The organism is Paenibacillus germinis, from assembly GCF_013141785.1.
In the GTDB taxonomy this organism is placed as follows: Bacteria; Bacillota; Bacilli; order Paenibacillales; family NBRC-103111; genus Paenibacillus_E; species Paenibacillus_E phytorum.
This window is the reverse complement of record NZ_WHOC01000164.1, coordinates 1-25,210: the sequence shown is the minus strand read 5'-3', so window position 1 is coordinate 25,210 and position 25,210 is coordinate 1. Positions and strand designations below refer to the sequence as shown.

The following is a 25,210-nucleotide window of genomic DNA, read 5'->3' as shown; positions in this document are numbered from 1 at the left end:
TTTTTGCGACGAAAAACCGTTATATATATCGAGAAGACGGGTAATGTGGTATAGATAGAGAAGGAAAAAAGATCATACAACAAAAAGGACTTGTGATTTCATGAAACGTGCTCGACACCTTTGGCTCATTATACTAATGATGCTTGTTGTGGGACTTACAGGGATGATAACGAAAGTAGAAGCAGCCTACCCGGTGTCAACGGATCCTATGAGGGTGAAACAAACCTATTTGGACATGATCCACATCGATCAAGCATGGGCTGCGGCAGGAGATTCCCGTACACCCATTGTCGTAGCGGTCGTCGATACTGGCGTTGATCTTGTACATCCTGATTTAGTAGGTAATTTAGTAGATGGTGTGAATCTGCTTCAGCCTTCGAAAAAGCCTCAAGATGATAATGGACATGGAACGAACGTAGCAGGTATCATTGCGGCCACGTTCAATAACGATAAAGGGATTGCAGGCATAGCTCCTAATGCCAAAATTATGCCAATCAAAGCATTGGAGGCCGACGGTACAGGCGGCGAAGCAAAGCTTGGCGAAGGCATTAAGTACGCAGTGGATCACGGCGCGAAAATCGTTGTGCTTTCCCTAGGGCTGAACAAATATTCCGATTATATGGAAGGCATTGTGCAGTATGCAGAGGAGCGTAATGTACTGCTCGTTGCCGCTGTTGGTAATGAAAGTACAAGTGTGAAATACCCCGCGGCATATCCAACTGTTCTAGCTGTAGGGGGCGTTAACTCGGAAAGGCTTGCTGACCCTCGTTCGAACTTTGGGCCGGAGCTGGATCTTGTGGCGCCCTGGGATGTATACACAACAGCACTGGGTGGCGGCTATCAGTATCAAGATGGAAGTTCCATGTCTGCACCCCAGGTTGCTGCAGCTGCAGCTTTGGTATGGGGCAAATACCCGAGTATGAACGTGTATCAAGTTCGCGCACAGCTCGAGCAGACGGCAGAAGACTTGTCGTCAGGGGGATGGGATTCCAGAACGGGCTATGGGTTGTTAAGAGCGGATTTGGCACTGACGAAGCCGTATAGTGAGGATTACTTTGAGCCTAACGAAAATATGAATCAGGCTGCCATATTGCCGGTTCATACGGCTGTTAAAGCTGTACTTAGCTCGGCGCAAGACCAAGATTGGTACGCCATTGATGCGGCCTATGATGGGTTTATTAAATTATGGCTGAATAGCGCAGATAGCTCGGGTGTCCGAGTGCGTTTCGACTCTGGAGAAACATTTATCGCGAATAGTACATCGGACGGAAGTCAGCCTTTCACGGTTCCTGTGACCAAAGGGCGCACGTATGTACAGCTGCAGACGGTTGATCGTTCCCGCAAGACGGCGTTGAATTACTCGATGCGGACGGATTTTGTTATTTATAAGGATCCATTTGAGGATAATGATAAGCAGTATAAAGCATTCGTTTTACCTGATCGGAGTCAATCTATCCGAGGTACTTTTCATCAAAAAGGAGATCTGGATTGGTTTGCAATATCCCTAAAAAACTCAGGTACAATGCGAATCAGGCTATCCGTAGATACAGGACGCATAGATCCGATGATCCTTTTTCAAAAGGAAGGGGAGAAGTCGATTACGATCGACCAAGCCGGAGATGGAGGCATTGAGGTCAGCTCCCAAATGGATCTGCTCCCTGGTCAGTATTACATTCGTGTCAGTAATATGAAGGATTACTCAGAACCGATTACAGGTGAGTATACGTTAGAAATTGAATACACGCCGAAGCTGATCGATCCGAATGAGCCGAATGATAAATCGTATCAAGCTACTTTTGCTGCGATGAATTCCGTGTATGAGGGTGTATTTAACAAAAGTGATGATGTGGATTGGTTCGAATTCCGCATGAGCAAGGACGGTCTCGCCCAAGTGCGGTTAACGAACATACCGACATCACGCATTTTATATGCAACGCTATATGATAGTTCTTTGAAGGAACAAGGCATATATCGAAATGATTATGGTACGGATCAATTCTTTATCGAGAAAACCCTGCCTGCAGGCACCTATTATATCAAGCTTCAAGCCAACCAATGGTTTATGAGTCAAATGTATCGGTTAAAAGTTGGCAGCTACGCGCTGGTGAGCGGATTTGCTGATATTGATGGACACTGGGCAAAGGATGCCATTAGCCAACTTACGGAACAAGGTGTGATCAGTGGTTACGGAAACTACCGTTTTGCTCCCAATCAGCCCATTACGCGTGCAGAGGCAGCAACGGTATTGACGCGAGCTTTGAAACTGTCTAAACGTCAGGAGCTGCGTTTCAACGATATGGATGCTTCGCATTGGGCTTACGATTACGTAGCCAAAGCGGTTCAAGCAAATATTGTGGACGGTTACCCGGATGGAACATTCGGGCCTGATCGTACGCTTACACGTATGGAGATGACACAGATGCTTGCCCGCAGCATGAATATGACAGGGAAAAAACGGGGCAGCTCCCCTTTTAGCGATGTGAATGATACGTATTGGGGTGTGGGAATCCTGAAACAAATGTCGGCGGATGGTTGGATAAGCGGCTATTCGGACGGCACCTTCCGGCCTGATGAGCAAGCAACACGAGCTGAATTCGTAACACTGCTCGCTAAAGTAATGAATCGGTAAAACCGAAGAGGAGTGACTTATGGCAGATACAGACAAATGGAATGAAGCGGCGAAATATGCTTCGATGATGAATATGGTGGATATTGCTGTCTACATCATGTGTATTGGCCTATCGTGGTGGGCGCTGCAAGCGTTCCGCTTCGATGTCCTGCTCAAAAGGCCTAAAGCTGCTCAAGCGATTATGCTGCAAATTTTGCTTTCTATTGCCCTCGGACACTTGGTTGCTAGTTTTTTTATCCAGTATTTAGGCCTTTCCATGGGCTTCGGTAAGATGTTTTAATCATATTTTTCGAATAATGCGCAAGTTTGTTGTCAACAATGGATAATAGAACGGATCGAAAAATGAAACCTTCTCCGAACTCTATGTAGGTCAGTCGGAATACCAAAAGAACACAGTTGTAACTGTACGGGTTGAAATGATAAACTTAGGAAATGTGCAAAACCTTGTAATTTAAAATAAGTGCGCGGAGGGACCATGATGAGCAAAATTATCGTCCGCGGTGGCCGAAAGTTAGCTGGCAATGTGAAAATCAACGGAGCAAAGAATGCGGTTCTACCGATTATTGCAGCTTCCATTCTGGGTTCGGAAGGTGAAAGCGTCATCCATGATGCGCCTCCCCTTGACGATGTACTAGTCATTAATAAAGTATTGCAAAGCTTAGGTATTGAAGTGGAATATAACCGTCAGGTTATTCGTGTTCGTGCTCATAACATTAACACATGTGAAGCATCGTATGATCTAGTCCGTAAAATGAGAGCCTCTTTCCTAGTGATGGGTCCTTTGTTAGCAAGGCTTGGTCAAGCGAGAATTTCGCTCCCAGGCGGCTGTGCGATTGGCACAAGGCCAATTGATCAGCATCTCAAAGGCTTTGAAGCGATGGGTGCCGATATTGAACTGGGTCAAGGGTATATCGAAGCCAAAGTGAAAGGGCGCCTGAAGGGTGCCAAAATTTATCTCGATGTAGCCAGTGTAGGCGCAACCGAGAACATCATGATGGCAGCTACGCTCGCTGAGGGTACGACCATCATTGAGAATGCTGCTAAAGAGCCGGAAATTGTCGATTTGGCGAATTACTTGAATGCCATGGGCGCGACGATTCGCGGGGCAGGAACAGGTGTTATTCGCATAGAAGGCGTAGAGAAACTTCGTGGAGTTGTACATACGGTTATTCCGGATCGCGTAGAAGCGGGTACATATATGATTGCCGCAGCTATTACTGGTAGTGAACTGTATATGGAGGGCGCCATTGGTGACCATCTCCGACCTGTTATTTCTAAAATGCAAGAAATGGGCGTTATCATCGAAGAAGATGAGAACGGTATTCGTGTCCGCGCTTCGGGGCCGCTTCGTGCGGTTGATGTGAAGACGCTGCCGTATCCGGGCTTCCCAACCGATATGCAGTCGCAAATGATGGCGCTGCTGATGGTGGCGGACGGCACGAGCCTCGTGACCGAGACCGTGTTCGAGAATCGGTTCATGCATGTCGAGGAGTTCTCGAACATGAACGCTCATATCAAAGTCGATGGCCGTACAGCTATCGTGAGCGGCAATGCCAAGCTGCAGGGCGCGAAAGTATGCGCAACAGACCTGCGGGCAGGGGCGGCCCTCATTCTAGCGGCGCTAGCTGCAGAAGGTGAAACCGAGATTACCGGCGTTCACCATATTGATCGCGGGTATGTCGATATTACTGACGTACTGCGTGAGCTAGGTGCCGATATTCACAGATCGGTGCCGCAAGAAGTGGAGCAGGAAGCTGCGGAGTTGGGTTTTTTCAACATCCAGCCGACGCTTGCTTAGAATTGTGTTTGAAGAACCATCGGGGGGTTACTCCGATGGTTCTTTTTTTGCTTTAGAGCAGGCGGAGAATATGCAGATTGTTGCATATCTAGTGGATGCCCATCAACACGCTATGCTGTTTATGCCTCCTCACAACTGGTAGGCAAAACTCAAAATTACGATTTTAGAGTCTTAGAGCAGCTTCATGAAGGTAGATGGGATATAGTGGTTACCAATGTTGTACTATCTACAACAAGTCACATGCCAAAAGGCTATTTTGCAAGTTGATGTTGTAGTTTGTACAACAATTCGAACCTATTTGTTACGAAATGGCCTGTGTAGCGTCCAAATGTTGTACATTATGCAACAACGAAGGGTGTGAGGCGGGATCTAGGCAGTAATTGTTGCACTTTGTACAACATCATTCAACCGAGCATATAAATTCATTCATCCAGCAACCTTAAGAGAGCATATATGGTCATGGATTCTGTTTTAAAATACCTCCATGTAGAACTAGATTGGATGAATGAATCGGCGCTCTATTTTGTGAACATTAGGGCGGTTTCCTTGGGGAGATTGGAATGTTGTCTAACAACGTTGACGAAATACAACCCTGCTCAAAAGCATCTCGTAGGGATGGGAAAAGCAGGTGGCTCCACACTTACAAGCAACAGTTGAAGTTCCCCGGATGCTCTAGCATCCGTAATCTCACGCATTTTACAAGATAGTCCATTGTTCTATTCTAGCAATCCCTCTCATAAGCTAAGTCATATCAACTACCTACTAGTAAACGCGCTTATGGAGGCTGCTTAGATGATGTTGAAGAAGAAACGCGTGATTAACCACAGGGTCATCCTTTGGATGGCTGTTTGCTTATCTTCCATGCTATGTGTGACTATTATCGTTCCAGGTTTGCTAGTTAAAAAGATTCCGGATGGCGGCGCGCCACCTCCCATCCAAATTGCGAAAAACGGATTGACCGAGGAAACAATCACCGAACAAGGCCTAATGATTCCCGTGTATCTGACCAAGAAAGCGTCGATTGAGACGGTACCGCTGGAACAGTATGTGAAAGGTGTGCTCGCCGCCGAAATGCCGGTCGAATTCGAACTGGAGGCGCTTAAAGCGCAGGCTATGGCGGCTAGGACTTATGTCGTGCGTAGAGTGCTAGAGAAGGATTACAGCAATATGCCGGTTAGCGATGCACTTGTGACAGACACAACTGCGCATCAAGCTTATATCACGGAACAAGAGCTAAGAGACAGATGGGACAAGCGTTACGAGTCGAATATGGCCAAAATCGATAGAGCCGTGAATGAAACCAAAGATCTAATCCTCACTTATGAGCATAAACCTATCAACGCCACCTTTTTCTCGACAAGTAATGGATACACCGAAAACTCAGAAGATTACTGGCCATTCAAGAGTCCCTACCTGCGCAGTGTGCCAAGCCCCTGGGATATAAAGCTATCATCTCGCTATCAAGAAACCGTTGATCTCAGTTACAAGAGTATGCTTCAGAAGCTAGGCGTTACGAGTATAGCAACAACAGGTACAAGCGCCAAAAATATGAAAGTACTAGCATGGTCGACCGGTCACCGGATTAAATCCATAACCATTGGCGGTAAAATATTTTCAGGTCGTGAAGTACGAGAGAAGCTAGGACTAGCATCCTCTCAATTTACATGGAAATGGTCAGGCTCCAAAATCACGATTACCACCTACGGATATGGCCACGGTGTTGGCTTAAGTCAATGGGGCGCCAATGGAATGGCGAAGGAAGGTAAAACCGCGGAGCAAATCGTAACCTACTATTACACAGGCATCTCTATCGAAAAAGCGACACCTTTTATCCAAAAATCGTAATCCTTTAACGTTTCTATAAAAATATCTTTCTTCAAGTATAAAACCTTTAAATGTGTCAAGAATGGTTGATGAGGTGATAACCATGAATGATCAAAACAAAGGTTTTCAAAAAGAAGAAGCTCCTAAAACTGCACAAGGAGCGCAAAGTACGACATCCACATGGAAGAAGTTGCTTGCTAAGAAGTGGGTATTCCCAGCAACGTATATGGCAGCAGCAGCAATTATCTTAACCTTAATGTGGGTGTACCAGGACGCCGGGAAGAAGACAGTCAGCGAAGCAGATCTGGGCATTAAGGTTAGCAGCAGCGACAAAGCGACAGATACTACCAAAGCACCGGACGGGGCGGTCGCGGTCAACGCGCAAACCGAAACGATACAGTGGCCTGTTAAAGACAGAACACTGGTCGATGTCTCCATCCCCTTCTATGACACGAATGCAACGAATGAAGTGAAGCAGACGGCAATGATCCAATATAACGATCAATTGACGCCTCATACTGCTATTGACTTGAAAGCCAAAGATGGCGCAGCCTTCGAAGTATTAGCTGCTCTGAGTGGCAAGGTGACTGCGGTTGAACAGAATCCGGTTGTTGGCAGTCTCGTCGAAATTACACACAGCAACGGCTTGATCAGTGTTTACCAAAGCTTGTCTGAGGTGAAAGTAGCCAAAGGCGCTGAAGTGAAAAAAGGCGACATCATTGCCAAAGCAGGACGCAACGAGTTCGAAAAAGAGGACGGCGTGCATCTGCACTTTGAAGTCCGCCAAGTTAGTGATAATGCAGCGGTTAATCCAGAAACGCTTTTAAACGCTAAGCAGTAATCAGTTTCCACGTATAGGCTACCGCCTACATAAAATAAGGGCAGCGGGTACATCCTGCTGCTTTTTTGCATGGATACAAGGAGTAGTTTTTACTTTGCTTCGTTTCACTTTTACCAAAAATGCTTGTCCGAAGGACGCCAGAATCGATTATTCTTGATTATTTTGAAAATAAATATGGGAAATGGGCTTGTCAGGCTTGGCTACGTAGAATATCTAGTCATGCCCCTCATATACTTTACCAAACTATCTCGAGTAGGGAGGCGAGGGGAGTGCACGATTACATCAAAGAGCGAACCATTAAGATTGGTACCTGTATCGTCGAGACCAAGAATACGGTTCGCACCATTGCTAAGGAATTCGGCGTTTCCAAAAGCACGGTGCACAAGGATTTGACGGAAAGACTACCGGAAATCAACCCGGACCTGGCCAATCAGGTGAAGCACATTCTGGAGTATCACAAGTCCATCAGGCACCTAAGAGGAGGAGAAGCGACGAAAATTAAGTACCGAAAAACTCGAAATCCGAAGCTTTCCGAAAACCTGGTCACGGTCAAGTCCTAAAAGTATCCTTCATCCCGAAAGGTTTCCTTCATACTTCCCGTGTCGAAATTTCACGCAAAAAGAGGAATTAATGCATTTATAGCGAATTTAGCTTATAATTAGAACTATATATAAGAGCGCCGATTCTTCACGGGATGGACGGTAGGTTTAGGGAGGATTAACTAGAAATGTTAAGCAAGGATATTGGAATAGATCTCGGCACGGCGAATGTGCTTATTCATGTAAAAGGACGCGGTGTCGTGCTCGATGAGCCTTCCGTAGTAGCGATTGAAAGCGATACGAAACGCGTGCTGGCTGTAGGAGAAGAAGCTTTCCGCATGGTGGGTAGAACTCCAGGCAACATTATCGCGATTCGTCCATTGAAAGATGGCGTTATTGCGGACTTTGATATTACGGAAATGATGTTGAAGCATTTTATCGCAAAAGTAGGGGGCAAGAATTGGTATTCTCATCCGAGAATACTGATCTGCGCCCCTACCAACATCACCTCGGTTGAGCAGAAGGCGATCCGCGAAGCAGCTGAGCGCAGCGGTGCCCGAGAGGTATTCATGGAAGAAGAACCGAAGGCAGCAGCAATTGGTGCCGGTATGGACATCTTCCAGCCTAGCGGCAATATGGTTGTAGATATCGGTGGAGGGACGACGGATGTGGCCGTGTTATCCATGGGTGACATCGTCACCTCCTCCTCCATTAAGATTGCTGGCGACAAATTCGATATTGCCATCACGAAATATATCAAAAATAAGTACAAGCTGCTGATTGGTGAACGGACGAGCGAAGATATTAAGCTGAAAATCGGAACGGTATATCCACACGGTAGAGATCAAGAGATGGATATTCGCGGTAGAGATATGGTATCCGGTTTACCACTTACGATCACGATTCACTCCAGTGAAGTTCAGGAAGCGCTGTGGGATCCAGTATCCTCCATCGTGACTGCGGCGAAGAGTGTATTGGAGCGAACACCTCCAGAGCTATCGGCAGACATTATTGACCGCGGTGTTATTTTGACAGGTGGCGGAGCATTGCTGCATGGGCTCGATCAACTGCTGGCGGACGAACTGAAAGTACCTGTATTAATTGCGGAAGATCCAATGTCCTGTGTCGTTAAAGGAACAGGCATTATGCTCGATAACTTAGATAAGGTTACCAAACGTAAATTTTAATTAGACATACTACCCAAGAGGTGAAGAGATGTTAAGAGGACTGTATACCGCGGCGGCAGGCATGATCTCCGAACAGCGCAGACACGACACCATTACGAATAATATTGCCAACATTAATTCCCCTGGATTTAAACAAGGCAATGCTTTGTCTCGATCGTTCCCGGAGATGCTGATATCGACGATTCGCGGTGGACAAGGTGCCTCGACAGCTCCCCTTGGGAAGATGAGTTTAGGCGTATTCTCCGAGGAGAGTATCTCCATTCATGCACAGGGTGATTTGCAGGAAACGCAAAACCCTTTCGATTTTGCTCTTGTTTCGAAAATACAAGTGCCTGGTATGAACTTTGATGCTTCAGGTAAGTTCGTGAATGCGGACGGAGAACGCACGTTTCAGCCACAGGCCCTGTTTACGGTGTTGAACGCTGATGGTGAGCAGCGGTATTCCTTGAACGGGAAGTTCACCGTTGATACTGCAGGCCAGCTAGTTAATGCCAACGGGAACCTTGTGCTAGGTCGAGATGGACAACCCATGTTGTTGATTGATGGAGCGGGTCAACCAATTCATTCCTTCAAGGTGACAGACAAGGGTGAGTTCCTTGATGGGAATGGTCTTCCCCTTCTGGGGCCGACTGGCCAACCCGTAGGATTGATGCTCTCGCGTGCAGAGAATCCGAATCTATTACTGCGTGAAGGTAACGGTCTGCTGCGCATTAATCCAGGCGACGAAGCGACTATAACGCAGGTTGCTGTAGGTGACCAAGTAGAGGTTCGTCAAGGTTTCATAGAACGCTCTAATGTTGATTCTGCGCAATCGATGGTCGATATGATGTCAGCGCTTCGCGCTTATGAAGCAAACCAAAAAGTCATCCAATCTTATGATAAAAGTATGGAAAAAGCCGCGAATGAAGTTGGGCGCGTCTAATCTAGCTTGCGAAGGGGCAGGACCATGAACAATTCCATGATTAACTCATCGGTATCCATGCATAGCTTACAGCAAAAGCTGGATATTCTCTCCAATAATATCGCGAATGTGAATACGAACGGTTTTAAAAAGAAGGAAGCCTCCTTCGAGGACGTTTTGACTAACGTCAAATCGCAGCCAGAAGGATTCCGTCAGCAAGGTCGCTTCTCACCTCTTGGTTTTAACCAAGGATGGGGCTCCAAGCTGGTGCAAATCCAGACGAATTTGACCCAAGGACCGATTCAGTCCACGGGGAATGTGACGGATTTTGCTATTCAAGGTGACGGATTATTTGAAGTATCCGTTAGTAAGGCTGATGAGAACGGCAACCCCGTGTTCCAGCCTGCTTGGACTCGTAATGGTGCTTTCAGTTTAAGTCCGGATGCGACTGGCGGAACTGTACTTACGACCAAAGAAGGTCATTTCATCACTGGTGTGGATGGCAACCCGATTCGTGTGCCGGCTGGTTTCCGACCTGTCGTTGAACCGAACGGTACGATCAAAGGATACAATGAACAGGACCCAAGTGCAGCACCCATTAATTTGGGACAGATCAAGCTAGTTCGCGTTGTACGTCCACAGCTGCTCCAAGACGTTGGAGATAACCTTTATGCTATTCCTAATGGCATAACGGCTGCTGAGAAGGCGAATATCTTACAAGATGTGAACCCCTTAGTTGATAACCCAGCTAACCGTGTTAGTCTTATGCAGGGTTTTCTGGAGCAATCTAACGTTACGCTTTCGGATGAAATGACAGATCTGGTTATCGTGCAAAGAGCGCTTCAACTCAATTCCCGAGCTATTACATCTTCGGATCAGATGATGAATATCGCTAATAATTTGCGCGCCTGATCTTAGAAAGGGAGGGATAGGGCTCGATGTCAGACAAGCCTGCTCCACCAAAGAAGAAACCAAGGCCGAAATGGCTGAATATAATATGGCTTATTTTCAAAATCATTCGTATTCCTGTGCTATGCGTGCTGGCTGTTTTTATCGGCCTATGGGTAGGTTACACCAAGCTTGGTCATCAGCCAGCGGGGGAAATCTTTCATATGAGTACTTGGCGGCATTTATACGATCTGGTATTTGCGAATTAACTCTAACTCCCGCATGGGAGTTTTATTTTTGTGTAAGCAGCGGTATAATGAATGAAGGTTAAATGTACCAGTATCGGATACTAACGCGCAGGAGGGGTACTTTGAATATACCGAACATGCTCACCATCAGCAGGTTTGTTCTAATCCCTGTGTACCTCGTGATTTTTTTTAATGGCCATATCCAAGTTGCCTTTTTTATTTTACTGGCAGCCGGACTTACGGATATCCTAGATGGCTATATCGCAAGAACTCGCGGGCTTATCACACCCGTTGGTGTCATGCTGGACCCACTCGCTGATAAGAGTATGATGATTGCGGTGATCTTATCCCTGCTCATTTCGGGGTTGATTCCTTGGCAGGCGGCTGCGGCGATGTTCATTCGTGATTTAGGTATGATTATGGGATCTGCTTTCTTTCACTTCAGGGGCAAGTTAACGGTTCCCGCCAATGTGATGGGCAAGTTAACGACGGTTCTGTACTATTTTGCTATCCTCTTCATCGTTTTTCATTTAAACTTTGCCATTACCTATTTATGGTTTGTAATTGGGGTCTCATTCTTAACTTCCTTCATTTATATTATTCAGTTCCTAGTATTAAATCGAGGAGCCAAATTGAAATAATGTATACTACGAAAAAAGAGCCTATGTATAAGACTGCAACACAGCCCTGTACATAAGCTCCCCTATATGAACCTTCACTTCTGCAGTTAATGAAGGGACATCCCTATTGTAAGTGATTACCTTGTATTTTATACAAGCATTTTGAAAGGAGTTTTTAAACCGCTATGCTAGATATTAACCAGATTCAAGAGATCATTCCTCATCGCCCTCCCTTCTTGCTTGTTGACCGTATTTTGGAGGTCGAAGAAGGTGTTAGAGCTGTAGGTATAAAGAATGTTACGATCAATGAACCGTTCTTCGCAGGACACTTTCCTGGCTATCCGGTTATGCCCGGTGTGCTGATTGTGGAAGCTTTGGCACAAGTAGGTGCTGTGGCTGTTCTGTCGATGCCTGAATACAAAGGTAAAATTGGTTTATTTGCTGGCGCAGATGGTATTCGTTGGCGCCAGCAGGTTGTACCTGGTGATACACTTACTTTAGAAATGACAATTACACGTGTAAAAGGAACCATTGTCAAAGGCCAAGCTGTGGCTAAGGTAGGCGACAAAGTGGTAGTCGAAGGCGAGCTTATGTTCGCCCTTGCTAATAAATAACCCATAGATAAAAAGGAGATGAACCTGACTACTATGACGCGTGTACAAACAGAGTATCAATTATGGTTAGAGGATCCAGCAGTGGATGCCGAAACGAAGAAAGAACTGCGTGCTATTCGGGAAGATGAAAGAGAAATTGAGGATCGCTTTTATAAAGATCTTGAATTTGGCACAGGAGGACTTCGCGGCGTGATTGGCGCTGGAACGAATCGAATCAACGTGTATACCGTTGGACGCGCAAGCCAAGGCTTGGCACAATATGTGAATGGGACAGGCGCTACAAGTCCTTCCATTGTTCTAGCTTATGATTCACGTCATATGTCGCCCGAGTTCGCTTTAGAATCTGCTCTCGTGTTCGCAGGGAATGGAATTAAGGCTTATCTCTTTAAAACACTGCACGCGACTCCACAGCTATCTTTTGCTGTGAGATACTTAGGCGCGTCCGCAGGGGTTGTCGTTACAGCTAGTCACAACCCACCTGAATATAATGGATATAAAGTATATGGAGCAGACGGGGGACAGCTCGTTCCTGAGTTTGCGGAGCAAGTCATTGCACAAGTACAGAGCATCGATTCCTTCAACAAGGTCAAGAAAATAACCCAGCAAGAAGCGGAAGCACAAGGGCTGCTTTCTTGGTTAGGTGAAGAGGTTGATCAAGCGTACATCGAAGCAGTAACTGCGATTAGCCAGAATCCAGATGTGATTAAGCAGATTGAAGGCGATTTCCGCATTATCTTCACTCCTTTGCATGGAGCGGGTAATGTGCCGGTACGCGAAGTGCTGAAAGCAGTTGGCTTCGGACAAGTACGTGTTGTAGCCGAGCAAGAGCTGCCGGATGCACAGTTCTCGACAGTTAAGTCTCCAAATCCGGAGGAGCGGGAAGCATTTACACTCGCCATTGCACAAGCGAAAGATTGGGATGCCGATATCATCATCGGAACCGACCCTGATGCTGATCGCATGGGGGCAGTTGTGAAGGATCCAAACGGCGAGTATGTCGTTTTATCAGGTAATCAGTCTGGTGCCATCATTGTAAATTATTTATTATCAAGCTTGAAAGAGCGCGGAACACTGCCTGCGAACGGCGTTGTCGTCAAAACGATCGTTACAAGTGAAATGGGCGCAGTTATCGCCAATCATTATGGTGTTCCTACATTAAATACATTAACCGGCTTTAAATATATCGGGGAGAAAATGTCCCAGTTCGAACAAAATGGTGAGTATACGTTCTTATTTGGATACGAAGAAAGCTATGGCTACTTGGCCGGTGACTATGCCCGAGATAAGGATGCAGTTATTGCAGCGATGCTGATCGCTGAAGCGGCAGCCTATTATAAGAAGCAAGGCAAGACTTTATATGAAGTCCTTCAGGAACTATACGAATCCTTTGGCTACTTTTTGGAAAAGCTTGAATCAAGGACGCTGAAAGGGAAAGACGGCGTAGAACAAATTGGGCGCATCATGGAAGCTTGGAGAACGAATCCGCCAACCGAGATCAGTGGCACTCGTGTAAGCCAAGTGGAAGATTATGCAGAAGGCATAAATGGACTTCCTCGTGAAAATGTGCTGAAATTTAAGCTAGAGGATGGTTCATGGTTCTGCTTGCGTCCTTCTGGAACGGAACCGAAAATTAAGTTCTATTTTGCGGTACAAGGATCTACAGGTCCAGCAGCCGCACAGCAATTGGATGGCATCATTCAATATGTGCTTAACCGTGTAGACGGATAATGACGGGATAGGTCGTCTAGTCAACAACTCATGACTGAAGTCACGAGCTTGTAACTACCCAGAAGTACAAACGGTTCTTGCGAACCTCCTTCCTTAAGTAATGGTGTTACATTAGGGCAGGTTGACAGCTACCCAACCAAAGGAGTCATGCTCCTTTGGTTACTTCAACGATGTACTCAATTCCTTTTCGTTGAAGATTCATTGCACCTATACGATCATCGTTCGATGTGTATGTACATGTTTTACAGCAAAAGATGTGTTTTTTCTTATTGCGATTTGTCTTTTCAGTGTGACCACACTTAGGGCAAGTTTGAGAGGTGTATTTGGGACTTACAGCCACGATTTTAGCACCATTCATAACAGCCTTGTACGCAAGCATTTGACGAAACTGCAAGAAAGACCAAGATACAGATACGTAACGATCATTCACTTTTACTTTTTCAGTGGCATTTCGAATACCTGTCAAATCTTCAACTACAAACAACGTTCGACTTCCGTATCGGTTTACGAGTGCCTTGCTGATCGTATGGTTTACGTCAGTCATCCAACGGTTTTCTCGACTTCCGACTGCCTTGAGGCGCTTGCGTGAAGAAGGTGTTTGTTTCATCTGTAGTTGCTTCCGAAGATGCTTGTACTTAGCACGTCTGTGTTTAATCGGCCTACCGTTAAAAAAAGTTGTATGTCCCTGTGAATCGTAGGTCGTGGCGACAAAATTAATACCCAAGTCAATACCGACAACTTGCTTGAAATCGAGGTCAGAAGTAACTTCCACTTCTTTGGTCACAGGGATATGTAAAAACCACTTACCATGTTTATTTACAAGTTTCGCCGTACCAAAAGACCAACCGCCATCAAAATATGGTTCCATGCCTTTTGTTTCGAATGGAACTTTCACACGACCTTTCAGCGTGTTTAAAGAGAACAAGCCTTTGCTTAATGAATAGTCACGATTCCAAACTAAGTCATATTCGGGCTTCTTAAACGTTACAAGCGACCAATCGTGTCCATTACTTTTATTAGTTTTATATTTAGCTATGACCGTTTTCATCACAGACTGTGCCATTTGCGAACGCAAGTCATATTGCGTTCGCAAATTTTCATAAGTCAGCTTATGTAAAGAAATTTGATTTAAATTTTTAGTTTCAAATACAATACCAGACACATGATTGCTTCCCTGCTTATAGGCGGATACGGTTTCATTCAACAAAGCAATCTGTTCTTCTGTAGGCTTAATCTGTATTTTAGCGGTTATGGTTATCTGCATAATACTCACCTCGCTTCTCAGTAAATTAAACTTATCACATGCTTTAGTGAGAGTAAATTATTATTGAGATGGTACAATTAACGTGGCAAAGCCACGGTTGAACTATCGCACTGCGATAAGTTTAATAGATGGAAATTAAATCCGCATTCATTTGGCCTATTACCCGAGGTAGGACCTGAAGGGGTTTTCCAATGTAAGTACATGCTTTACGAAGAAAGCTTTCTATCGGAAAGCTCTAAGGAGTGGACAACTTGGCACAATGGTATCAAACATGGAATAAACCTCTCAAAAATATCCTATGGTGGCTCGTCATTATTGGAATGGTAGTCTCCCTGCCGCTTGCCTACACGCGTCACCAAACGGAAACTTCGGCCAATCAAGTCGAATTTGTTTTCGATTATCGTGATTTGTTGGATATTTCGGATATTCAGACGAATCCGCGGACTTTTGTCGCTGAGCAGCTGAAGAATATGAAAGCAGCGGGCATTAGCTCAATGGCCGTGTATGAGAGTACACTAGCGGAGCTTAAAGAGAGCCGACGCATCGAGGTATATAACTCTCGAGACGCTGCCGCACTTACCCAGACCTTGGGTGATCCTAATGAGAATTTTACTTACGTGCTGTTCGCCGATAGTGCCACACAGCAGAAGCTGGAGCCTTTAATTCAAAAAACGTTCGCAGATCTGAAGGTTGGCACGAAGCCGTGGAGTTTCAAAAATAGAAACGGACTCATCATCCAAATGAGCATGGACGATGCATCGATCAAGGGTATGGACCCAGACCCGATGACATTACAAATGCTCAAAGATCAAGGTTTCCAAATCGTGGTTCGTCTATCGAATCGTAGACCCTTTGTAACCAATGAAATGGATCGCTTGTTGAAACAGCTCCATGATATCGGCGTGAAGCGCATCATTGTCGATGGCAATGAAGTTCCGGGTTACACAGAAGAAAATACGGAAATTAACCTAAATAAAATGGCAGATCTTCTTAATAAAAACGGCATTGGCCTAGCTGCTATTGAGTTATTAAAAGAGCCGCAAAAAGGGTTTAGTACGTTATCGAAGCAAACGAATTATAACGTCGTTCGATTGCATTCGTTCACAGAGAAAGACGGGGAAAAGTTAACAGAGCCACTCAAAAAATCGGAACTGCAGGATCGTATTCAAGGCGTTGCGGATCGTTTAGTCCTTGCAGTGAAAGACCGCAATATCCGCATGGTTTTCTTGAATGCAAGGCCAGTAAAAAGCTTGGATAAAGGAAAATTAGTCGATCCGCTAGCAGCTTACTATGAAAGTTTGCAAGGAAAAGACGGCGCTATTCCACGCATCCAAGAAGTCGGGTTTAAGCTTGGACCAGCAGAGCCATTTGATGTCAAAACGACAGGATGGCAGAAAATCGCCCGTATCTTCATACTGCTTGGCGGTGTTAGTTTAATCGTGCTGATGGTGTCCTTCTTCGTACCGGAAGCCACGCTGCTCCTCTTTGTCTTAGGGATACTTGGTCTTGCTGCTTTGCATACACTTTCGGCTAATCTATACGCGCAAGGTCTTGCCTTAAGTACAGCCATTAGTGCACCGAGCATTGCGATCATGCTGGCTATTCGTTCCGTTCGTTCAGGAGCCGCAGCGAAATGGAAGTCAGGTCTTGCTTACGCCTTATGGACACTAATCAAAACATCAGCGATTTCGCTGATTGGTGTCGTTTACGAAGTGGCACTTCTCAATCACGTTACGTATTTACTTGTGCTTCAGCAGTTCCGCGGCGTTGGCGTGCTGCATTTGCTTCCTATTGCTATCGCAGGTGTGTATTTACTATTCTTTAGCGAAAACAACACGTACAGAGATAAGATTGCGAATATTCGCAGTATCCTTTCTTCCTTTATTAGTGTGCTATGGATTGTAGTCGCTGGCGTAGCTCTAGCCGCCGTTTATTATTACTTGTCACGTACAGGAAATGAAGGACAGGCTTCTACCTTGGAGAAATTATTCCGTTCCTTCTTGGAAAATACATTGGGCGTGCGCCCTCGTACCAAAGAATTTTTGTTCGCACATCCGTTATTCCTGCTAGGTGCATATTTGTCCGTTCGTTATAGACATGCTGTCTATTTGATTTTCATCGGTGTAATTGGGCAGCTTTCTATTGTAGATACATTCGCTCACTTGCATACGCCGCTTCATATATCTCTGATCCGTATAAGCTACGGCCTTGTGTTTGGCGCTTTGATTGGCCTCGTTCTGATTGCAGCTTGGGAAATAATCATTAGGAGTTGGAAACGATGGGTGCCACAGTTGTCAAAATAGCGCTATCCGGCTACTATGGCTTCGATAATAGCGGAGATGAAGCTGTGCTGCAGTCGATTTTGTTTGCTTTGCAGGAGCAAGGTCGAGAGCAAGGATTACAAATTGAGCCTATCGTTCTTTCTGCTAATCCGGAGAAAACGTCAGCTATGTACGGTGTGAAGGCTTATCATCGAATGAAACCTGGTTCACTGTTCCGAGCATTGCGTGAAGCCGATGGTTTGATTAGTGGCGGTGGCAGTTTATTGCAGGATGCTACAAGCTCGAAGACGATCCCGTATTATTTGGCTGTTTTGAAAATAGCGCAGTGGCTGGGCAAGCCCACTTTTATTTACTCGCAAGGCATCGGGCCGGTTAGCCGCCCTATGTTTTATGGCTGGATCCGCAGCGTGTTCCAGCGCTGCGCGTATGTGTCGGTCCGCGATACGGAGTCCGCGGAGCTGCTAGGGAAGATGCGGCTCCCGCGGGAGCGCATCACGGTAGTGCCTGACCCGGTCATGGGGCTGCCGATGCGCGGTTCTGTTGGCGGCGCGTCGGACCTCGCGCCGGATGGTTTAGTGCGGACGGTCGGCGTGTCCGTCCGCATCTGGAATGAGGACCGCTCGGAGCTGGAAGCTCTCTCGCGGTCCCTGCAAGTGCTACTCGCAGCCGATGCGAACGTGCGGCTGCGGTTCTTGCCCTTCCACCTCCCCTCGGACGAGGTGGCATCGCAGTTCGTGATCGACCGTCTCGGCGATCACGGGTCTAGGGTAGAGATGGTGCGAGGCATCACCCATCCGCAGGATATGCTCGCGCAGGTCGCGGAATGCGACCTGCTGATCGGGATGAGGCTGCATTCTTTGATTTATGCAGCCTCGCAGTTCGTGCCTATGGTAGGTATCTCGTACGATCCGAAGATCGACCAGTTCCTCCATAGGCTTGGCATGAAAGCCGCCGCATCGACTGCTCGCTTCGATGTGGATGCCTTTGCGGCCGAGGCGCAGCGCCTGCTCGGCGGCCGAGAGGCTTGGGTGGCGTCCAGCCGCGCCGCCATCGAAGAGCTCAAAGCGCAGGCGCAGCTTCCTGCGCAGCGCATCATTTCTTTTTACAAACAAAGAACTAACAAATAGGGAATAATGAGAAAACCTCTTTCGAGGCCAATCAAAGATGAGCGACCGCGTTTAGATGTAGGTTTTATCGCCAATAAGAAAGCGGTTTTCGGGTACCGAAAACTTATACTTTCTTATGTGGTAAAAAAAGCAACCAAAATCCGATTTCCAACGTCAATTAAAGGAAGAGATATCTATGAGTTCAACATCAACAACGATCCAGTCTAAGGTCGCATCTGCGAATGCAATACCAAAAGTTCGCATCTACGGAGTGCCCATCTCCAAAATGAGTATGGACCAAACCGTAGCTTACCTTACGAACGCTATTGAACAAAGACAACCCCATCAAGTCATTACCGCAAATCCCATTATGGTCATGGCCGCGCAAGATGATCCTGCTTATCTGAGCATGATGCAATGCGCTGAACTCATCGTTCCTGATGGAACAGGTGTCGTCTGGGCAGCTAAATATGTAGGTGAGCCTGTTGTAGAGCGGGTTCCCGGCTATGATTTGATCCATGAGCTGATGAAAGTTGGAGAGTCGAAAAGCTGGAAAGTATACTTACTTGGAGCTTCCAATGAGGTTATCCATGCTGCAGCTGAGAAGCTTCGTACTGCCTATCCGAGTATAAAGCTTGTAGGCGTACGTGATGGATATTTTAAAGACGAGCAGGATGCTGAAGTGATTCAAGATATCGTGGATGCAGCTCCGGATATTCTTCTCGTAGGAAGATCTGCTGCGAATCAAGAGCCTTGGATTGGGAAATACAAACAACAAATTGGTGTCCCCGTCATGATGGGTGTTGGGGGAAGTTTTGATGTTCTTTCGGGCAAGCTAAAACGAGCACCCGTTTTATTTCAAAAACTACGTCTTGAATGGTTCTACCGCCTGATGCAGGAGCCTTGGCGTTACAAACGAATGCTTCTACTCCCACAATTTGCATTGAAAGTAATGCGTGATAAAGAGAAAGTCACCAAACCATGAGAATATTTATGAAAATTGGCTGAAAACGGTCATTTCAGATGAATTTAGCAGTGGTATTTGTGGGCAAATGGGAGTATAATTCATTTCGGCGGAATACTTGCCACCCAAGACAAGAGGAGCTGTGAAGAAGACATGTATGGATTATATGCGATTGGGTTTATCGCTGCGTGCTTAATGGCGCTGCTGCTGACACCCCTAGTCAAAAAATTTGCCTTCTGGGTTGGAGCCGTTGATGCCCCTAACCATCGTAAGGTACATACCCGAATAATGCCGCGTCTCGGAGGATTAGCGATATTCCTTGCATTCGTCGGAGCTTATTTTGTCGTCTCTCCAGCACTTGATGCCGTTAACTCCAATGCTGCATTTGGGTTGCTAATCGGAGGCTTTGTGATTGTCGTCACGGGTGCCTTGGATGATCGTTTTCAACTATCTCCCAAATGGAAACTGCTCGGGCAACTGATTGCCGCTTGCATCGTTGTCTCCTTTGGTCTTAAGATCGACCTCGTTAACATTCCTTTCGGAACGACCAACCTGCCAATTGGCTGGTTAAGTATTCCGATTACAATATTATGGATCGTCGGTGTTTCCAATGCGATTAACTTGATTGACGGCCTAGACGGCTTGTCAGCGGGCGTGTCGGGTATTGCTACAACTACTATTCTAATTCTTGCTCTTATGATGGGTAATGTTACCGTTATTTTACTTTGCGTCATTTTACTAGGTAGTATCATAGGCTTCATGTTCTATAACTTCCATCCGGCCAAAATCTTCATGGGCGACTCCGGCGCCTTGTTCCTAGGCTTTGCTCTAGCAACACTATCGATTCTTGGCTTTAAGCAAGCAGCTGTTGTTTCACTTTTAATTCCTATTATGATTCTAGGCGTGCCCTTATCTGATACCTTCTTTGCGATCATGCGTCGCTACGTTAATAAATTACCAATCTCTGCACCGGACAAAAGCCATCTGCACCATTGTTTGCTGCAACTCGGATTCAGTCATCGTACAAGCGTACTGATCATCTACGGAATTGCCTCCATTTTCGGCGGCAGCGCGGTCATTTGCTCAGTCTTTATCTCCCAAGATTCCACTTGGGGTCTTATCATGATCATCGTAGCCCTCTTCCTAGTTATGCTAGTCGGAGCAGAAGCTATTGGTATCATCAGTAAGAGTCGTAAGCCGGTGCTGAACTTCCTTCAGAGGCTTGTAGGCAAGCAAGTTCAGAGCGACCGTATGGGCAAATAAGCTATAAAATCGGAATCCAATCTTCGGGTTGGATTTTTTTTGCATTTAAGGATTTTTTTTCTTTCTCTAAACATTTCCTTTGTTTCGACCGATAAGTAAAGTACGAGAACTTTTGTCTATTAGCCGCGTCTAATCATGTGGAATGATAGAAGAATATGGGAGGGATTGTCGAAATCTAGCATATGAAATTAAGATAATACTTATACCATGGCGAAAATAATAACATTTAGATTACATAAGGAGGAACTAGTTTTGAAAACCAAGCAATTAAGAAATAAGTGGATTAGCATAAGCCTGTTGATCACTATGCTACTCGCTCTGCTGCCCCCAATGACAGCTTCGGCTGCGCCGGTTTTGAATATTACTAATTTATATGTACACACGATACCTACGGCTGCGGACCCATTAGTTGACGCTTCTATTCAACGGTTTACAGCAAACCCGATTACAGTTAGCGTAGATATCGGTGGTATTGCTGAAGAGCAAATAACCGACATTTACTATGAGATTTATAACGTCAATACGGGACTCTCCTCTACGAATAAAACAAATCGTCCTACAAGAGTTGCAAATAGTACGAATCAGATTACTTTTGAAAATGTCCAATTAACTGAAGGGCTTAATCGGTTTACTGTTAAGTTCAACAGTACATCCAACGTGGATTCCATACCGGGTTGGGCTTATTTTACGCCTGTTTCGAATATTACAGGATTAATGTTTAATGATGATGCTTTTGCTGACGGCGCAATGCTGCCATCCCAAGGCCCTTTTTCGAATGCGACGATCACAGGTTCTGCCAATAATGCATTGAAAGTGGATGCTATTGTGAATGGGACTACGTTTGAAGCATCCAACTTCGCTGGCGGTGTATTTACGTTCTTGACGAATACAGGTCGAGTCTCAGATATCGTTTTGAATCCTGGGGATAATAAAATTCAATTTATCGCCAAGAATCCGACGAACTATTATACGACTACTAGAACATTCAAATACGACAACGGCTTAGGTTTTGGTTACAATGGTACCATCTCCATGAAGGAAGCCACTGCGCAACCTGTTTACCCTCTCGTTACTGTACCTACTTTATCTAGCGGTACTTCTAAAGATGTGATCTTCACCACTGACATTAAAAATAGTATCGGAAACATCACACCTGGTGTTGCAGACTATGTGTATGCAGACATTAAAGTAGTAGGTAGCGGAGCTGGTTTTCGCTATACCTTCGCGAACCAATCAATTAGCAATGTGACTGGAACACTATGGGGTGGAGGATCGCCAACGCTTATAGGTACTCCTACTATTACACCTGCTGCTATTGGTGTGGGCACCAAGTATCAAACGCATAATATTAGCGCTAGCTTACCTTTGAGTGCTACAACAACTGCGCAAGAAATTGATGTCACACTTTCGAGCTCACTAGGGGCTGCTACACAGCCTACCAGATACACGTTTAATTTTACCAACCCAACCTTGCCTTATTTAGATCATGTTGCACAAGATCTAGGGGGTTCTCCAATTGTGTTGACTGAGCAAGGGTCTAATCAAATCAATGATTTCCCTGCGGCAATTGATATATATACGAATGCTTTGACTACTTCAGTGGATGTATTCATTCCTGGATTTGCAGGAAATGGTTCATACCCTACTGTGGCAGCGGGTGCATTAAGAAAAGCAACGGTTTCCTTACATGACATCCCAGATGGACCAACAACCTTAACAGTTACACCATCGGGTGGTGCTCCTGTAACTTCAAACCCTGCTGGCAAAAAGGTTTATAACTTAAATATTTCAAGCGCACCATATGTAATTGTAACTAACTTATACAACGGTAAAGTGGTTACCAGCAAAGCTCAGTTTACTTGCGGGGCAGTTGGTGCGCCTTGTATTGCCGGTAAGATTGTTAATTTGCCAGCTGCCAACTATCCGCTTGTTGAATTATCAATAAATGATAACAATGTACCGCTAACAAATGGTCTTGCTTCCGTTATTAATTCGACCACTGGAGAGTTCATAATTAATGAAGCTAGCTTAAATGCTGTGACCGGCGGCTCCGGTACTACATTCAGTGGGCTGTTTGACTCTGACGGTAAAAAAGCAATTCGTTTCTCGTTATATTTAAAACCTAATCCTGCGCAACCGAAAGTGCTTGTCACACAAACGAACTATGAAGTATTCGTGCTCAGTGATTATGCACCCCTAGTTGAAAGCTTGATTCCAGATGTTGCTGTAACACCATATACGGTCGGTACTTTGCCGGGTGTTTATCAAACGACCTCTAATAAGATACAACTTACAGGTACGGTGCTGAATGCGACTTTAAACACGCAGGCTATACTTTACTTACGAAAGCCTCCTGTAGGTTCAGCCGTTCCGGTTGGCCCACTTACTTTGAATCCAATCAGTGCAGTAATTGATCCTCTAGATAATAAACGTTCAACAACGACTTTCAATTTAAGCAGTGTGCTTAATATGGATGCGTACGGTGATTATATTTTCGAATTGGTCGCTACCAATGCATCAGGTCGTACCACTAGCAAAATGATTACCATCACCAAACAACCAGTTACATACGTATTGCTTCAACCGACAAACTTTGTGAAGAATGTGGATAAAGTAGACCAAGCTAATGTGAATACCAACTCAGAGACAATCGTCATACAAGCAGATGGTGCGGATAGTGTTTTATTCGGTAAAAGTGAAGCTACACAAACAACTCCTGGTGTTTTCCGTTATGAAGTTACGACCCTTAAGGCTGGAAAGAACACAGTCACCTTCACAGTAAATCGTGGAAAGACGAAATCAAATGGGTCCTTTGTTCTATTCAACGTAAACACTCCAATTGAGGGAGCACAGTACAAAACGACACTTGCTTCGAAAATGAGTATTTTTAATGGAGACTTCCTATTAAACTTCCCTAAAGATACGAAACTAATGAGAAATGACCGAACACAGTCGGAGCAATTTATCACAGTCGATCGTAAAATTGTATTCGGGATCGCGAATCAGGACGATGGTCGAGTAGAAAAGGCATCCGAAACTCCTGCGGGAACTCGATTCTTGATTGAGCCTACTGGACGTTTCAGACCAGCAAGTAAACGTTTCTGGGTAGATGCAGGTACGATAGACATGAGCGCGGCGAGTACACCAGACTCTCTGAAAGCTGCACTACAAGGAAGTGGTAATCTGCCGTCTCCAACCTTGCTAGGACCAGGAGAAACAGCATTCTATACACGTAATATCAAAAGTTTAGTTGTTCCAACTCAACGTGGAACACTGACAATGAAATACGATGCAGAAATTCGCAATGACTCATGGAAATATCTATCTGTTTACCAATTCGGAACTTTCCTTGATCCTAGTGGAACTGGTAACCAGTTTGTTGGTTGGAAAAACATCGGCGGCGTTGTAGATCCTAAGACACATACTATTGAAGTGCCAGTAGATACTTTTGGATATTTCCAAGTCATGTACATGGATAACAGCTTTAACGATGTTACCCTACATGATTGGGCACGAGATTATTTAGATATCCTTTATTCCAAAGGTATTATGAATAATAAGTCTGCTGGGCAATTTTTACCGAATGATGCAATCACTCGTGGTGAATTCGTTACCCTACTAGTAAAAATCTTTGAAATTCCTTTAATTAATGAAGATACAACGCATCACACCAATGATCCAACAGATCCTAATTTCCAAGGTACATTCGCGGATGTTAGAAGAGGCTTAGGATTATCCAACAGCAGCAGCTTATATGACTTTATGCATATTGAGGCAGGAGCCAGAGCAGGTATCGTCAGAGGGAACTCGGCCGGACTGTTCGCTCCTGGTAATTCTATTAGCCGCGAAGATGCCTCTGTCATGATCGAACGAGCTGCCAATATGAAAGTTAACTCAGACCCTGCAAAAAGTTTGCTGACGTTGAAAAAAGAGTTTACAGATGCAGGTAATATTAGTGTCTACGCACAACCTTCAGTAGAGGCTGTTATGAAGGCAGGTTTTATTGACGGTATCGAGAATGCTCTTGTAGAAGGGCAAAAGAAACCTACATTTAGCTTCGATCCGAAAGGTAATCTGACTAGAGCGCAAGCTGCTGCAATTGTGATTCGAGTGCTTAAACAGCAAAAGAAGATTCCTAAATAAATAGTAATGAAATAAAGACTGTGTCCGATTTATCGGATGCAGTCTTTTATTTTTATTATGGTGATGGAATTTAAGAGGAAAACTGTTCAGGTCATTTTAAGCTAATTTTTAGCTAGTGTTCAGCTTCACTACTTATTTACTTCACAATTAAAAAGTAAGTTTATCAAGTAGGCAAAATGTGTTCAAGAGGTGATAGTGTCTTTACTAGTAGAGATTAATTGAATTGGAAAATACTTATCAATGAAATTATGCAAACAGTCACGTATACTAACTCATGTAGCCAAGGTGATAGACGCGAAGCTACATAGAGTCATGTCATGATTCATTAGTCGCCCCGTTGGTTATAAGTTTTTATAACAAAAAAACTTTCA

General features: G+C 45.1%; 19 protein-coding genes. 18 read left to right on the top strand and 1 reads right to left on the bottom strand.

Annotation, left to right across the window (positions count from 1 at the left end; genetic code table 11):
- The first annotated feature begins 100 nt into the window (after positions 1 to 100).
- The 13 genes from GC102_RS31845 (at position 101) to GC102_RS31785 (ending at position 13,817) form a co-directional block, all read left to right on the top strand.
- Positions 101 to 2,629, top strand: a complete 2,529-nt coding sequence (locus GC102_RS31845) for a S8 family peptidase (RefSeq protein WP_171693068.1) — start codon at positions 101 to 103, stop codon at positions 2,627 to 2,629.
- A gap of 19 nt (positions 2,630 to 2,648) precedes the next feature.
- A complete protein-coding gene (locus GC102_RS31840; protein WP_246321231.1) occupies positions 2,649 to 2,909 on the top strand; it encodes a DUF1146 family protein in 261 nt (86 codons plus the stop codon).
- 198 nt (positions 2,910 to 3,107) lie between these two features.
- Complete coding sequence (gene murA, locus GC102_RS31835; protein WP_171693102.1) at positions 3,108 to 4,427, top strand: UDP-N-acetylglucosamine 1-carboxyvinyltransferase; 1,320 nt, start codon at positions 3,108 to 3,110, stop codon at positions 4,425 to 4,427.
- 792 nt (positions 4,428 to 5,219) lie between these two features.
- The gene (gene spoIID / locus GC102_RS31830) at positions 5,220 to 6,272 is read left to right on the top strand and encodes a stage II sporulation protein D (protein ID WP_171693067.1); all 1,053 of its coding nucleotides are present in this window, start codon (positions 5,220 to 5,222) and stop codon (positions 6,270 to 6,272) included.
- A gap of 82 nt (positions 6,273 to 6,354) precedes the next feature.
- Positions 6,355 to 7,092: a M23 family metallopeptidase gene (locus GC102_RS31825; protein WP_171693066.1), complete on the top strand. Its 738-nt coding sequence runs from the start codon at positions 6,355 to 6,357 to the stop codon at positions 7,090 to 7,092.
- Positions 7,093 to 7,361: 269 nt separating this feature from the next.
- A complete protein-coding gene (gene spoIIID, locus GC102_RS31820) occupies positions 7,362 to 7,652 on the top strand; it encodes a sporulation transcriptional regulator SpoIIID (RefSeq protein ID WP_047682268.1) in 291 nt (96 codons plus the stop codon).
- A 167-nt stretch (positions 7,653 to 7,819) separates the two neighbouring features.
- A complete protein-coding gene (locus tag GC102_RS31815) occupies positions 7,820 to 8,818 on the top strand; it encodes a rod shape-determining protein (RefSeq protein ID WP_029195639.1) in 999 nt (332 codons plus the stop codon).
- Positions 8,819 to 8,846: 28 nt separating this feature from the next.
- Complete coding sequence (locus GC102_RS31810; protein ID WP_171693065.1) at positions 8,847 to 9,740, top strand: flagellar hook-basal body protein; 894 nt, start codon at positions 8,847 to 8,849, stop codon at positions 9,738 to 9,740.
- Between the two features lie 24 nt (positions 9,741 to 9,764).
- On the top strand, positions 9,765 to 10,631 hold the full coding sequence (locus GC102_RS31805) for a flagellar hook-basal body protein (RefSeq protein WP_171693064.1): 867 nt from the start codon (positions 9,765 to 9,767) through the stop codon (positions 10,629 to 10,631).
- Between the two features lie 26 nt (positions 10,632 to 10,657).
- Positions 10,658 to 10,876: a DNA-directed RNA polymerase subunit beta gene (locus tag GC102_RS31800; protein WP_171693063.1), complete on the top strand. Its 219-nt coding sequence runs from the start codon at positions 10,658 to 10,660 to the stop codon at positions 10,874 to 10,876.
- Between the two features lie 101 nt (positions 10,877 to 10,977).
- Positions 10,978 to 11,496 carry a CDP-alcohol phosphatidyltransferase family protein gene (locus GC102_RS31795; protein ID WP_246321230.1) on the top strand — a complete coding sequence of 173 codons (519 nt, stop codon included), beginning with the start codon at positions 10,978 to 10,980 and terminating at the stop codon, positions 11,494 to 11,496.
- Between the two features lie 164 nt (positions 11,497 to 11,660).
- A complete protein-coding gene (gene fabZ, locus GC102_RS31790) occupies positions 11,661 to 12,089 on the top strand; it encodes a 3-hydroxyacyl-ACP dehydratase FabZ (protein ID WP_029195635.1) in 429 nt (142 codons plus the stop codon).
- A 24-nt stretch (positions 12,090 to 12,113) separates the two neighbouring features.
- Entirely contained in the window at positions 12,114 to 13,817 is a 1,704-nt protein-coding gene (locus tag GC102_RS31785; RefSeq protein WP_376769426.1) for a phospho-sugar mutase, read from the top strand.
- Positions 13,818 to 13,962: 145 nt separating this feature from the next.
- On the opposite strand, the gene GC102_RS31780 is transcribed toward GC102_RS31785, so the two are convergent.
- Entirely contained in the window at positions 13,963 to 15,081 is a 1,119-nt protein-coding gene (locus GC102_RS31780; RefSeq protein ID WP_171693060.1) for an RNA-guided endonuclease InsQ/TnpB family protein, read from the bottom strand.
- 251 nt (positions 15,082 to 15,332) lie between these two features.
- Here GC102_RS31780 and GC102_RS31775 point away from each other — a divergent pair, with 251 nt between their 5' ends.
- The 5 genes from GC102_RS31775 (at position 15,333) to GC102_RS31755 (ending at position 24,839) form a co-directional block, all read left to right on the top strand.
- Positions 15,333 to 17,384 carry a DUF5693 family protein gene (locus tag GC102_RS31775; protein ID WP_171693059.1) on the top strand — a complete coding sequence of 684 codons (2,052 nt, stop codon included), beginning with the start codon at positions 15,333 to 15,335 and terminating at the stop codon, positions 17,382 to 17,384.
- Complete coding sequence (gene csaB / locus GC102_RS31770) at positions 17,360 to 18,490, top strand: polysaccharide pyruvyl transferase CsaB (RefSeq protein WP_171693058.1); 1,131 nt, start codon at positions 17,360 to 17,362, stop codon at positions 18,488 to 18,490. The genes GC102_RS31775 and csaB overlap by 25 nt, the downstream gene beginning before the upstream one ends.
- Before the next feature lie 175 nt (positions 18,491 to 18,665).
- Positions 18,666 to 19,454 (top strand): WecB/TagA/CpsF family glycosyltransferase, encoded by a 789-nt coding sequence (locus tag GC102_RS31765; RefSeq protein WP_171693057.1) that lies wholly within the window; start codon positions 18,666 to 18,668, stop codon positions 19,452 to 19,454.
- Positions 19,455 to 19,586: 132 nt separating this feature from the next.
- A complete protein-coding gene (locus GC102_RS31760) occupies positions 19,587 to 20,696 on the top strand; it encodes a glycosyltransferase family 4 protein (RefSeq protein ID WP_057303754.1) in 1,110 nt (369 codons plus the stop codon).
- Between the two features lie 252 nt (positions 20,697 to 20,948).
- Positions 20,949 to 24,839: an S-layer homology domain-containing protein gene (locus GC102_RS31755; RefSeq protein WP_171693056.1), complete on the top strand. Its 3,891-nt coding sequence runs from the start codon at positions 20,949 to 20,951 to the stop codon at positions 24,837 to 24,839.
- Positions 24,840 to 25,210 lie beyond the last annotated feature (371 nt).

What these genes read in the sequence shown, in the direction of transcription:
- GC102_RS31845 (WP_171693068.1), top strand. Translation starts at nt 101, where the DNA reads ATGAAACGTGCTCGACACCTTTGGCTCATTATACTAATGATGCTTGTT.
- GC102_RS31840 (WP_246321231.1), top strand. Translation starts at nt 2,649, where the DNA reads ATGGCAGATACAGACAAATGGAATGAAGCGGCGAAATATGCTTCGATG.
- murA (WP_171693102.1), top strand. Translation starts at nt 3,108, where the DNA reads ATGAGCAAAATTATCGTCCGCGGTGGCCGAAAGTTAGCTGGCAATGTG.
- spoIID (WP_171693067.1), top strand. Translation starts at nt 5,220, where the DNA reads ATGATGTTGAAGAAGAAACGCGTGATTAACCACAGGGTCATCCTTTGG.
- GC102_RS31825 (WP_171693066.1), top strand. Translation starts at nt 6,355, where the DNA reads ATGAATGATCAAAACAAAGGTTTTCAAAAAGAAGAAGCTCCTAAAACT.
- GC102_RS31815 (WP_029195639.1), top strand. Translation starts at nt 7,820, where the DNA reads ATGTTAAGCAAGGATATTGGAATAGATCTCGGCACGGCGAATGTGCTT.
- GC102_RS31810 (WP_171693065.1), top strand. Translation starts at nt 8,847, where the DNA reads ATGTTAAGAGGACTGTATACCGCGGCGGCAGGCATGATCTCCGAACAG.
- GC102_RS31805 (WP_171693064.1), top strand. Translation starts at nt 9,765, where the DNA reads ATGAACAATTCCATGATTAACTCATCGGTATCCATGCATAGCTTACAG.
- GC102_RS31800 (WP_171693063.1), top strand. Translation starts at nt 10,658, where the DNA reads ATGTCAGACAAGCCTGCTCCACCAAAGAAGAAACCAAGGCCGAAATGG.
- fabZ (WP_029195635.1), top strand. Translation starts at nt 11,661, where the DNA reads ATGCTAGATATTAACCAGATTCAAGAGATCATTCCTCATCGCCCTCCC.
- GC102_RS31780 (WP_171693060.1), bottom strand. Translation starts at nt 15,081, where the DNA reads ATGCAGATAACCATAACCGCTAAAATACAGATTAAGCCTACAGAAGAA.
- csaB (WP_171693058.1), top strand. Translation starts at nt 17,360, where the DNA reads ATGGGTGCCACAGTTGTCAAAATAGCGCTATCCGGCTACTATGGCTTC.
- GC102_RS31765 (WP_171693057.1), top strand. Translation starts at nt 18,666, where the DNA reads ATGAGTTCAACATCAACAACGATCCAGTCTAAGGTCGCATCTGCGAAT.
- GC102_RS31760 (WP_057303754.1), top strand. Translation starts at nt 19,587, where the DNA reads ATGTATGGATTATATGCGATTGGGTTTATCGCTGCGTGCTTAATGGCG.